Genomic DNA, 11,388 nt, shown 5'->3' on the forward strand with positions numbered 1-11,388 from the left:
ACCCAGGATCACCGCCGCGCTGCTCAAGGCGGGCTACACCAAGGAGGACGTGGCCAAGATCTGGGGCGGCAATATCCTGCGCGTCATGCGCCAGGTAGAAGCCGCCGCCGATCCCAAGGCCGCCGAATAGCGGCGCACGGGGAGAGGTCGCCGGGGCCACAAGCCCGGGCGCCTCTCCCGGCCATAACCCCATGGCATCCCCGCGCCATCTTGATCCGGTCACAAAGAACCCGCACACTGCCGCATCGATATGACCGTCCCCCCTTCCCAGCCGGTACACCGCGGTCTGACCCCCATCGGTCTCTCCCACGCCGAGGCGGCACAGCGCCTTGCCGCGGACGGGCCCAACGAACTCTCCAGCGGCAAACAGCGCTCGCTGCTGGGGATCATCGGCGGGGTCCTGCACGAACCGATGCTGCTGTTCCTGCTGGCGGCCGGCCTGATCTACCTGCTGCTGGGCGAACTGCACGACGCCCTGATCCTGATGGCCTTCGCCGGGCTGACCGTGCTGATCGCAGTGGTGCAGGAAGCCCGCACCGAAAAGGCGATCGACGCGCTGCGCGACCTGTCGGTGCCGCAGGCCACGGTCATTCGCGACGGGCAACGCCAGACCGTCCGCTCGCAGGATATCGTGCGCGGCGATCTGCTGGTGGTGAACGAAGGCGGGCGCGTGGCGGCCGACGGCTGGATCGTGCAGGCCGATACCTTGCAGGCGGACGAGGCGATCCTGACCGGCGAATCGGTAGCCGTCACCAAGGCCCGCCTGACCGGAGAAGAACCGGATGAGCCGCCCCTGCCCGGCGGCGACGGCGTGCCTTATGCCTATTCGGGCACGCTGGTGGTGCGCGGCACCGGCCTCGTGCGCGTCGCGGCGACGGGCCCGCGCACCCGCATCGGCGCGATCGGCCAGTCGCTCGCCACGCTGACCGACGAGACTCCGCGCCTCACCTTGCAGACCCGCAAGCTGGTGCGCTGGTTCGCGGCGGGCGGCATCGGCGTCAGCGTGCTCGCGATCCTGCTCTACGGCTTCCTGCGCGGCAGCTGGCTCGACGCGCTGCTTTCGGGCGTGGCGCTCGCCATGTCGATGCTGCCCGAAGAACTGCCGGTCGTGCTCACGCTGTTCATGACCATGGGCGCACTGCGCATGTCGCGCTCGCGCGTGCTGGCCCGGCGCGGCACCGCGATCGAGACGCTGGGCGCAGCCACCGTGCTGTGCACCGACAAGACCGGCACGCTCACCCAGAACCGGATGCTGGTGGAAGAACTGCGCCTGCCGGACGGCTCCGCCTTTCGCTCCGCCGAAGACGGCGCGGTGTTTCCCGATCCTTTCCTCCACCTTGCCCGCGCCGGGATCATGGCCTGCCCGGAAGAGCCGTTCGACCCGATGGAAAAGGCCTTCCACGAACTGGACGCCGCCTATCCCGGCGCCGCGCTCAAGGAACCGCAGGACGACGGCTGGACGCTGCACCGCCACTATCCGCTGGACACCGGCCTGCTGGCCATGTCGCACGTCTGGACCAACGGCGGGGAGGACGGCAAGCTGGTCGCCGCCAAGGGCGCACCCGAGGCGATCGCCGACCTGTGCCATCTCGACGAGGCAGCGCGGCAAGCCATGGAGGCCGCCGTGGCCGACATGGCCTCGCGCGGGCTGCGGGTACTCGGGGTCGCCAGCACCCGCTGGACGGACGGCACCCTGCCGGAGAGCCAGCACGGCTTCGACTTCACCTTCGCCGGGCTCGTCGGCCTTGCCGATCCGATCCGCGAGACCGTGCCCGCGGCCGTGCGCACGCTGCAGAGCGCAGGCATCCGGGTGGTGATGATTACCGGCGACTATCCGGCCACCGCCCGCGCCATCGCCGAAAAGGCCGGGATCGCGGCGGGTGAGACGATGAGCGGCGAGGATATCTCCCGCCTCAGCGACGAGGAACTGGCCGCGCGCATTCCTGCCGTCTCCGTCTTCGCGCGCGTCATGCCCGAACAAAAGCTGCGGATCGTCACCGCGCTCAAGGCGGCGGGCGAAGTCGTCGCCATGACCGGGGACGGGGTGAACGATGCCCCCTCGCTCAAGGCCGCGCATATCGGCGTGGCCATGGGCCAGCGCGGCACCGACGTCGCGCGCGAGGCGTCTTCGATCGTGCTGCTCGACGACGATTTCCAGTCGATCGCCACCGCCGTGCGGCTGGGCCGGCGGATCTACGACAATATCCGCAAGGCCACCGAGTTCATCTTCGCGGTCCATATCCCGATCGGCGGGCTGGCGCTGACGCCGCTGCTCACCGGCTGGCCGATCATTCTGGGGCCGATCCACATCGCGCTGCTGGAACTGGTGATCGACCCGATGTGCTCGCTCTCGTTCGAAGCCGAGCCGGAAGAGCCCGACATCATGAACCGCCCCCCGCGCGCGCCGGACAGCCCGCTGGTCTCGCGCGTGCTGCTGGGATGGTCGGCGCTGCAGGGCGTGGTCGCCCTCGCCGGCCTGATCGCGCTGGCCACCTGGACGCAGTTCTCCGGCATGGACGACGCGCATTTCCGCTCGACCTGCTTTGCCGCGCTGATCTGCGCGGTGCTGGTGCTGATCGTGGTCAACCGCTCGTTCCGCTCAGGGATCGGGGTTCACCGTTCGGGCCACAACCTGACTTTCGCGGTGATCATGGGCTTCATCACCGTGCTCTATGCTCTGCTGTTCCTGGTGGAGCCGGTGGCCAGCCTGTTCCACTTCGCCGTGCTGAAGGGCGACGGGATTGCCGAAGTCGTGGTGATGACCGTGGTGATGGCCGGGGTGCTGACGCTGGCCAAGCGGCAGTTTGTGAAGGCGATTGTGGGGTAGACGGTAACAGATCCGCTCCGATACACGTAGACGAGATGGCTGCCAAATCGATCAACGCTGACAATATCATCGAGGAAATTGATGCTGGATGTCTGCAACCTGCCTTACAGAAGGTAGTTCGCGTCTTTCATCAATTCATACGAATCGAGGATGAATTGCAGGGCAAGGCTCTGGCTGCATTTGATCGGGGAGAAACACCCGAAGAACTCGCGCTACTTCAACGCCAGATATGGGCCAAAATCGACAAGCTCGATCCTGCTCAGCAAAGCGGCCTACGCCTTTCGATTTGCCTGACGGGCCCAGATGGACCGGTGGATTGGCACCTTGCCGAATACCTCATCCTATGGGCGCGTCAGCAAGGACTATCGGAACAGCAAATCATCGACGCTTTTCACGGCACCTGATTTCCCTGCAACGCCGCCCCATCCTGTCCCGCTCAGGCTGAGCTTGTCGAAGCCCCATCGGCATGGCGTGCTGCATCCCATCCTTCGACAGGCTCAGGATGAGCGGAGCGGGAAAATGCCCCCTGCCTAATGCCCGTGCAGATAGATCGCGTAGGAACTGAGCAGGTACACCGTCAGCAAGGCCAGCCCGATCCAGCTGATGACCCCGAAGAAGCGGCTGCCCGGCCGGTATAGCAGCGCCACGATCAGAATGCCGCTCATGATCGACCCGGCAATGGCCGTAACCGCATGTGCGGGCGAGATGTCGACGAACAGCGAACCGCCGCGATAGGCGAGATCGTCGATCCCGACGATGAGAATGGCGAAAAGATTGCTCCCCAGCAGGTTGCCGATAGCCATGTCGGCGGAACTCATGCGCAGCGCGGTGATCGTCACCACCAGTTCGGGAATGGACGTGGCCGCCGCCACCAGCAGGGTGCCGACGAACGACGTCTTCCACTGCATCGCCTCTGCCACCGCGAGGCCGGCGAACGGCAGCCAGGCCCCCGCCGCGCCGACAATCACCGCGGCGAGGCAATAGCGCCCGACCGCGCGGCCCAGCGTTTCCCCGTCGATCGTCTCGACAACCTTCGGCGCGGCTTCGCGCGGGCGCTGCTCGTAGTGGAAGGCCGCCCGCACCGCGATCAGGTAGAGCAGCATCAGCATGGGGGCATAGAGGCTGACATGGCCGATGCGGAAATCGAACCCGTCGCGCACCACCAGGATCATCGCGCCGACGAAGCCGATCAGGATCACCCCGAAGCCCGCCGTCAGGATATGTCCCTGATCGACCCGGCGCCACACCGGCTCATCGCGCGAGAGCGCATCGAGCACGACCAGCATGACGAGATTGAACAGGCAGCTTCCCAGCGCATCGCCGATCGCGATGTTGGGCGCATCGGCCAGCGTCACCGCGCTGATCCCGGTGTAGAGCTCCGGCAGCGACGTCGCCGTCGCCAGCAGGACCAGCCCCACCCAGCCCCGCGACATGCCGGTCAGGCGGGCGATCAAGTCGGCATTGCGGGTCAGCGCCGGTCCGGCAAATCCGATGACGACGACGCAGGCGAGGAACTGGAACCAGGCAAAAAACATAGACGCCGCCTAGCCTAACGGATTTTGTCCGCAACCCTCAACAGACTTCGGGCGGAAAACGAACGGGCCGCTTGCGGCGCGTCGGGATATGCCGATAACATCGCGCAAAACATTCCTAGGCGAATAGATAAGGCCGGGTCGAACAGGTAAGGGGCAGCACTTGCGCATTGGATTTCTGGCAAAGCTCGCGGTTATCGCAACGGTTCTGGTGGGCTCTATGGCATCGGCAGATGACAACTGGACTTTGGTGATCCACGGCGGCGCCGGGGTCATCAAGCGCGACAAGATCACGCCCGAGCGCGAGGCCGCCGTGCGCGCGGCGCTGCGCGAGGCGCTCGATGCGGGCAGCGCGGTCCTGGGCAAGGGCGGGACGGCGCTCGACGCGGTCGAAGCGACCATCCGCGTGCTGGAGGACAATCCCAACTTCAACGCCGGGCGCGGCGCGGTGTTCACGGCCGACGGCAAGAACGAGCTCGATTCCTCGATCATGGACGGCGCCACGCGGCAGGCCGGGGCCGTCGCCGGCGTGACCATGACGCGCCACCCGATCAGCCTTGCCCGCGCGGTCATGGAAAAGAGCCCGCACGTGATGCTGGCGACCGAGGGCGCGGACAAGTTCTCCAGCGAGCATGGCCTCGAACAGGTCGATCCCTCGTGGTTCCGCACCGAGGAGCGCTGGCAGCAATTGCAGGCCTTCAAGGCCAAGCATCAGGCCGAAGGCGATTTCGAGCGCAACGAGAAATACGGCACGGTGGGCGCCGTCGCGCGCGACAGCCACGGCAACCTTGCCGCGGGCACCTCGACCGGCGGCCTGACCGGCAAACTTTATGGCCGGGTGGGCGACAGCCCGATCATCGGCGCCGGAACTTATGCCGACAACCGCGCCTGCGCCGTTTCCGCCACGGGGGCTGGCGAATACTACATCCGCGAAGGCGTCGCGCACGAAATCTGCGCGCGGATGCGTTTCCTCGGCGAAGGGCCGCAGGCGGCGGCGGACAAAGTGCAGGCCGAAACGCAGGCGCTCGGCGGTGACGGCGGCGTGATCGTGGTTTCGGCGGACGGCACGCCGGCTTTCTCGTTCAATACGCCGGGCATGTACCGCGGCGTGGCCCGCAAGGGCGCCGAGCCCAAGGTGGCCATCTACGGCGATGAATGATCGCATCGCCGGAAGGCGCGGCTGATGCTGGTCCTGGCCGGAATCGCGGTAATGGCGGCAGGCTTCATGCTGCGGTTCAATCCGCTGCTGGTCGTCGTCGCCTCGGCACTGGTGACGGGGCTGGCGGCGGGCCTTGATCCCGTCACCGTGCTTTCCGCCTTCGGCAAGGCCTTCAACGACAACCGCTATATCACGATCATCTACATCGTCCTGCCGGTGATCGGCATTCTCGAACGCCACGGGCTGCAGGAGCGCGCGCGGGCGCTGATCGGGCGCATCCGGGGCGCGACGATGGGGCGCCTGCTGCTGGTCTATCTGCTGTTCCGCCAGATCACGGCGGCACTTGGCCTCACCTCGATCGCCGGACCGGCGCAGACCGTGCGTCCGCTGATCGCGCCGATGGCCGAAGCCGCTGCCGAAGCGCAGGCGCCGGGCGAGAACGATCCCGACGAGGCCAGGGCCCTCGCCGCCGCGACCGACAATATCGGCCTGTTCTTCGGCGAGGACATCTTCATCGCCATCGGCTCGATCCTGCTGATGAAAGGCGTGCTGGAGGCCGACGGGATCGACCTGCCGCCGCTGGCGCTTTCGGTCTGGGCGATCCCCACCGCCATCGCCGCCTTTGCCATCCACGGCACCCGGCTGCTGCTCGCCGACCGGCGGCTCAGGCGCAAGGCGCGCAAGCCGTGATCGGGCTCGGCTTTCTCTACCTTGTGGCAGGCGCCACATTCGCGGCCTTCGCCGTGCTGAGCGTGGCCGGGCGGCCAAGACATCCCGGCAATGCCCTGTTCTATGCCCTGATCGCAGTCAGCTTCCTGCTGGGCGACAGGCTCGGCGATCTCGGCAATGGCATTCTGGTGCTGGCCATCGTGCTGGCGGCGACACTGGGCCGCATGGGATCGCGCGACCGGCCGCAGGAACCCGCCGCCCCGCGCGGATCGATGCTGTTCGTGCCCGCCCTCGTGATCCCGGTGACGGCGCTGGCCGGCACGCTGCTGTTTTCCCAATTGCCCGGCGTGGTCGATCCCAAACAGGCCACGCTGGTATCGCTGACGCTCGGCGTGATCCTGGCTCTGGCCATCTGCTACCTCTGGCTGCGCCCTGCCCCTGCCGAGCCGTTCCGGCAAGGCACGCGGCTGATGGACCATATCGGCTGGGCTGCGATCCTGCCGCAGATGCTGGCAAGCCTCGGCGCGGTGTTCGCGCTGGCGGGCATGGGCGGCGTGGTCGGTTCGCTGATCGGGCACGTCATTCCCGAAGGCAGCGTGCTGGGCGCCGTCACGGTCTATTGCCTCGGCATGGCGCTGTTCACCGTCATCATGGGCAATGCCTTCGCCGCCTTCCCGGTGATGCTGACCGCGATCGGCCTGCCGCTGCTGATCCACACTTATGGCGGCGCGCCCGCGCCGGTCGCCGCAATCGGGATGCTCGCGGGCTTCTGCGGCACGCTGATGACGCCGATGGCCGCCAACTTCAATCTCGTGCCCGCCGCCCTCCTCGAACTGCGCGACCGCTACGGCGTGATCCGCGCGCAGATCCCGACCGCTATCCCGCTGCTGATCTTCAATATCGTGCTGCTTTACTGGGTGATGTGATGCCTGTCCTCGATGCCGAAACCGCCGCCCGCTTTGCCGGACTGACCTTGAGCCATCTCGGGCAGGAATACCCGCACAAGCTCGACCACGTGCTGGACGGCGACCACGACGCCCTGCCCCCGCGCGTGCTCCATCCGATCTTCCACGGCAGCTTCGACTGGCATAGCTGCGTGCACGGCTGGTGGCAGGTGCTGACGCTGGCCCGGCTCCATCCGGACATATCCGAGGCCGCCGCCGTGCGCGCCCGCGCCGATGCCATGCTGACGCCGGAACTGGTAGAGGCCGAACGCGCCTATCTCGACCGGCCCTTGTCCGCCGGGTTCGAGCGCCCCTATGGCTGGGGCTGGCTGCTGGCGCTCCACAGCGAGGCGATGCGCCATGACGCGCCCTGGGGCCCGGCCCTGACGCCGCTGGCCCACGCCTTTGCGGAGCGTTTCCGTGCGTTCCTGCCCAAGCAGACCTACCCCATCCGCACCGGCACGCACTTCAACAGTGCCTTTGCGCTGGCGCTCGCCCACGAATGGGCCGCGCAGCACGATCCCGCCCTGGCCGGGCAGATCACCGAAACGGCCCTTGACTGGTTCGGCGCCGACCGGGGCTGTCAGGCCTGGGAACCGGGCGGCGACGAGTTCCTCTCGTCCGCGCTCACCGAAGCCATGCTGATGAGCCGCTTGCTGGATGCCGCCGCCTTCACGGCGTGGTTCGAGGCCTTCCTTCCGCAAGCCGCGCAGGGCCTGCCCGCCACGCTCTTCGTCCCGGCTACCGTCTCGGACCGCAGCGACGGCAAGATCGCGCATCTCGACGGCCTCAATCTCAGCCGCGCCTGGTGCTGGCGGGAAATCGCCACCGCGCTCGGCACGGCCCATCCCGTCGCCGCCCCGGCACGCGCGGCGGCGGAGCGGCATATTGCCGCCAGCCTGCCGCACATCGCCGACGACTACATGGGCACCCACTGGCTCGCGAGCTTCGCGCTCCTAGCCCTTCTCTGAGCCCTCAGCGTGCCCCGCCATCCGTGCGCCGGATGAAGGCGGCGACATTGTCGTGCAGTTCATGCAGCGAGGGCAGGTGCGCATAGACCATGTGCCCCGACTGGTAGTAGCTGTACTCGACATTGGCCTGCAGGTCCGGCGGGACGGGCAAGTGCCGCATCTCGAACACGCCCTCGAAATAGGGGGTGGAAACGTCGAAATACCCGCCGTTCACCATCACTTTCATGGTCGGGTTGTTCTTCATCGCCACGGCCAGGTCCGGCAGGACATTGGGCAGCGCGATCAGCGGCTTGCCCGCACCGGGCGGCTGGTGGCGGTAGTCCCAGCTGCCATAGACATCGATGCCCGGCTTGAACGCCTTGCCCTCGCCGTAGTGCAGGGTGGTGCGAACATACTGGTTGAACGCCGCGATATAGGCCCCGCCGATCGCCGAACTTTGCGGATCGTATTGCGCGACCTTGCTCAGCGGATCGAGCGTCGCCCCGGTGAAGCGGGTATCGAGCGTGCCGGTCGTCAGCCCCTGCCCGGCCAGCAGTTCCTTCTGGAAGGCCCCGTATTCGATCCGCAGGTTGGTCTTGAGCAGGTAGGAGACCGGCAGCCCCGTGAAGGCCGCCATCTTCGCCGCGATGCGCTGGCGGTCAGCCTCCGGCAGCAGGTTGCCCTGCATCAGCGCCTGCGCATAATCGCCGGTCGCAAAGGCCTCGACCTGCCTGAGCAGGGTTGCGAGATCATCGGGGCGGTCGGCCAGCTTGTGGTGATACCAGGCTGTCGCGGCATAGGTCGGCAGCGCGACGATATAGGGCAGGTCCACGGAAGGGTTCACCTGCGGATCGTCGGGCATCAGGTCCCAGTTCAGGATGTCGGACAGCAGGATCACGCCGTTGAGGTCGATCGACTGGTTCTGCAACGCCAGCGCCAGTCCTGCCCCGCGCATGGTGCCGTAGCTCTCGCCGAACAGGTATTTGGGCGAATTCCAGCGGCCATATTTCGACAGGAACTGGCCGATGAACTGCGCGAAGGCATCGATGTCCTGATCGACGCCGTAGAACGCCTTGTCCTTGTCCGGCCCGGCGATGCGGCTGAAACCAGTGCCTGGCGCATCGATGAACACCAGATCGCTGGCATCGAGCAGGCTCGCATCGTTGTTCACGGTGGCATAGGGCGCCGGGGGCGTATGCGTGTTGTCCGCCGTCTGCACGCGCACCGGGCCGAAGGCGCCCATGTGCAGCCACACGCTCGACGAACCCGGCCCGCCGTTGAACAGGAACGTGATCGGGCGGTTGGCCGAAGGCACGCCGTCCTTGAAATAGGCAGTGTAGAACATCGACGCCTCGGCCTTGCCCTTGGGCGCATCGTCATCGCCCGAGGCCTTGGCCTCCATCGCGTCGGTATCCTCCCAGCCCTTGGCGTGGACGACCAGCGTCCCGGCCACGGCGTGATAGGCAATGCGCGAACCGCCCACCGTGACCGAGCCCGCCGACTGCACAGCTTCGGGCTGGAACAGCTCCACCGGCGCGGCCGGGCGGGCATCCGGCGCTTCCGCAGCCGCCGATACCCCGGGCAGGCAGGCAAGAGCCATGGCAAAGACAGGAAGCGATCCGAAGCGCATGCACGTTTTCCCTGAAAGAGGGGCTTTTCCCTGAAAGGCAGGCGGCGGCCGGAAGGCCTCGCCGGTCAGGCAAGCTTAGTGCAGGATCGCGCAATCGCAAGGCGCCCCGGTAGTGCAGGAACAATTCCGCCGGCCATGGCCCGAAGGCCCCATGCACGGGGCGCTTTGGGGGGTGCCCGAAGGCAATGATCAGTGCTGTTCAGAAACTGCCTGGTGCGGTCGAGAGGCATGTTTTTCGGCACCAAATTTTGCGCATAAATACGCATAGCTTAACATTAACAACACCTTGTTATTATTGGTCTTTACACATAGCTACGCATAAAATAGCATAGGTTTCTACACTCAAGGGTGGTGTAAAAGGTGGTTCCAAAGTTGGCTTAAAAAGGTGGTCTGTGCTGTATCATTCGCTCAACCAACTGAAGGCTAAAAATCTTGACCCGGGCAAGTACGCCGATGGGCAAGGGCTATGGCTCGTCAAGCGCACCAAGCACGCTGGCAGATGGATGCTCCGTCTTGCCGTCTTTGGCAGGCGGCGAGAAATGGGCTTGGGCCGCTGGCCAGATGTCTCAATAGCTGAAGCGCGAGAACGAGCAGCAGAGGCGCGCAAGACCCTGCGCGATGGCCTCGATCCCATCGTTGAGCGTGAAAAGGAAAAGTTTGGCGCCAACCGCCTCACCGTTGCCCAAGCTATCGAGGGGTGCTTTGAAGCGCGGAAGGCAGAACTCAAGCAAGATGGTGACGCGGGTCGTTGGATGTCACCGCTTAACGTGCACATCGTCCCCAAGCTCGGCCGACTTCCCATCGAACAGCTTGACCAGCATGCACTCAAGCGCGTGCTGGAACCCATCTGGCACAAGAAGACCGAAGCCGCCGCCAAGGCGCTCAACCGAATGAACCTCACGCTCAAACATGCGGCGGCACTCGGCCTGGACGTTGATCTCCAGGCGACCATGAAGGCCCGGGCATTGCTGGGCAAGCAGCGGCACCAAGTCAAACACATCCCATCGATGCCGTACACCGACGTGTCTGCCTTCTACCGGTCGCTCGTGGACATGGACGGCGTAGGACCGCTAGCCCTACGCCTCCTGATACTCACGGCAGCGCGGACGAGCGAAATCCGGCTGGCGACGATTGATGAAATAGACGGCGATGTCTGGACCATCCCGGCAGAACACACGAAATCAGGTAAAGAGCACCGGGTGCCGCTGGTGCCCGAAGCGGTACGCGTCATCAGGATAGCCCGTGCGCGATCGTCTGGCGATCACCTGTTCGCGTCGGCGCGAGGAAAGCCACTATCGGATATGGGCATGGCAGCTGTGATGAAGCGCCGAGACCTCACGGCCCGGCCGCACGGATTTCGCGCCACGTTTCGCACGTGGGTCGAGGAACAAACGGACACCCCGTTTGAGGTCAAGGAAAGCGCGCTGGGACATGCCGTCGATTCCGATGTCGTGCGTGCGTATCAGCGTTCGGATCGGTTTGAGCGCCGTCGCACATTGATGCAGGCCTGGGAACGCTTCGTACTCTCCAAGGCGCACTGATTTCGACGATGGAACGTGCGGTATCCTGTAAAACTATTCTTCGATCGGAAAGGCGTCATGGATCACGAGTTTGCCTGGCTGCGCAAGCTGTGACTGCCAGACCGATGGATGAGGCGTGTCGGGGAGTACGCGATGA

The 11,388-nt window shown here is 65.7% G+C and carries 10 protein-coding genes; 8 read left to right on the forward strand and 2 right to left on the reverse strand.

What is annotated here, in order from left to right; translation table 11 throughout:
• From NN5_RS26080 to NN5_RS22420, 3 genes are all read left to right on the forward strand, one after another.
• Positions 1–130, forward strand: a 130-nt coding sequence (locus NN5_RS26080; protein ID WP_174523928.1) for a membrane dipeptidase, incomplete at its 5' end; no start/stop codon positions are given.
• Between the two features lie 120 nt (positions 131–250).
• Entirely contained in the window at positions 251–2,827 is a 2,577-nt protein-coding gene (locus NN5_RS22415) for a cation-translocating P-type ATPase (protein ID WP_067738510.1), read from the forward strand.
• 35 nt (positions 2,828–2,862) lie between these two features.
• Complete coding sequence (locus NN5_RS22420) at positions 2,863–3,231, forward strand: hypothetical protein (protein ID WP_067738512.1); 369 nt, start codon at positions 2,863–2,865, stop codon at positions 3,229–3,231.
• A gap of 126 nt (positions 3,232–3,357) precedes the next feature.
• Here the strand turns inward: NN5_RS22420 and NN5_RS22425 are convergent, their stop codons facing one another.
• Positions 3,358–4,362 carry a sodium:calcium antiporter gene (locus NN5_RS22425; RefSeq protein WP_067738515.1) on the reverse strand — a complete coding sequence of 335 codons (1,005 nt, stop codon included), beginning with the start codon at positions 4,360–4,362 and terminating at the stop codon, positions 3,358–3,360.
• 217 nt (positions 4,363–4,579) lie between these two features.
• On the opposite strand from NN5_RS22425, the gene NN5_RS22430 reads away from it, so the two are divergent.
• Genes NN5_RS22430 through NN5_RS22445 form a run of 4 tightly spaced genes read left to right on the forward strand, consistent with a single transcriptional unit; the run spans position 4,580 to position 8,102 of the window.
• On the forward strand, positions 4,580–5,518 hold the full coding sequence (locus NN5_RS22430; RefSeq protein WP_084385117.1) for an isoaspartyl peptidase/L-asparaginase family protein: 939 nt from the start codon (positions 4,580–4,582) through the stop codon (positions 5,516–5,518).
• Between the two features lie 24 nt (positions 5,519–5,542).
• On the forward strand, positions 5,543–6,208 hold the full coding sequence (locus NN5_RS22435; RefSeq protein WP_067738521.1) for a DUF969 domain-containing protein: 666 nt from the start codon (positions 5,543–5,545) through the stop codon (positions 6,206–6,208).
• The gene (locus NN5_RS22440; RefSeq protein WP_067738523.1) at positions 6,205–7,113 is read left to right on the forward strand and encodes a DUF979 domain-containing protein; all 909 of its coding nucleotides are present in this window, start codon (positions 6,205–6,207) and stop codon (positions 7,111–7,113) included. Before NN5_RS22435 ends, NN5_RS22440 begins: the two co-directional genes overlap by 4 nt.
• On the forward strand, positions 7,113–8,102 hold the full coding sequence (locus NN5_RS22445) for a DUF2891 domain-containing protein (protein WP_067738525.1): 990 nt from the start codon (positions 7,113–7,115) through the stop codon (positions 8,100–8,102). Before NN5_RS22440 ends, NN5_RS22445 begins: the two co-directional genes overlap by 1 nt.
• Positions 8,103–8,106: 4 nt before the next feature.
• Here the strand turns inward: NN5_RS22445 and NN5_RS22450 are convergent, their stop codons facing one another.
• Positions 8,107–9,711 carry a S10 family peptidase gene (locus NN5_RS22450; protein ID WP_067738527.1) on the reverse strand — a complete coding sequence of 535 codons (1,605 nt, stop codon included), beginning with the start codon at positions 9,709–9,711 and terminating at the stop codon, positions 8,107–8,109.
• A gap of 392 nt (positions 9,712–10,103) precedes the next feature.
• Between NN5_RS22450 and NN5_RS22455 the strand changes: the two genes are divergently transcribed.
• Positions 10,104–11,252 (forward strand): tyrosine-type recombinase/integrase, encoded by a 1,149-nt coding sequence (locus NN5_RS22455; protein WP_217998751.1) that lies wholly within the window; start codon positions 10,104–10,106, stop codon positions 11,250–11,252.
• Positions 11,253–11,388 lie beyond the last annotated feature (136 nt).

This window comes from Novosphingobium naphthalenivorans NBRC 102051, from assembly GCF_001590985.1.
GTDB classification, from domain to species: domain Bacteria; phylum Pseudomonadota; class Alphaproteobacteria; order Sphingomonadales; family Sphingomonadaceae; genus Novosphingobium; species Novosphingobium naphthalenivorans.

What these genes read in the sequence shown, in the direction of transcription:
- NN5_RS22420 (WP_067738512.1), top strand. Translation starts at nt 2,863, where the DNA reads ATGGCTGCCAAATCGATCAACGCTGACAATATCATCGAGGAAATTGAT.
- NN5_RS22445 (WP_067738525.1), top strand. Translation starts at nt 7,113, where the DNA reads ATGCCTGTCCTCGATGCCGAAACCGCCGCCCGCTTTGCCGGACTGACC.
- NN5_RS22435 (WP_067738521.1), top strand. Translation starts at nt 5,543, where the DNA reads ATGCTGGTCCTGGCCGGAATCGCGGTAATGGCGGCAGGCTTCATGCTG.
- NN5_RS22430 (WP_084385117.1), top strand. Translation starts at nt 4,580, where the DNA reads ATGGCATCGGCAGATGACAACTGGACTTTGGTGATCCACGGCGGCGCC.
- NN5_RS22450 (WP_067738527.1), bottom strand. Translation starts at nt 9,711, where the DNA reads ATGCGCTTCGGATCGCTTCCTGTCTTTGCCATGGCTCTTGCCTGCCTG.
- NN5_RS22415 (WP_067738510.1), top strand. Translation starts at nt 251, where the DNA reads ATGACCGTCCCCCCTTCCCAGCCGGTACACCGCGGTCTGACCCCCATC.
- NN5_RS22425 (WP_067738515.1), bottom strand. Translation starts at nt 4,362, where the DNA reads ATGTTTTTTGCCTGGTTCCAGTTCCTCGCCTGCGTCGTCGTCATCGGA.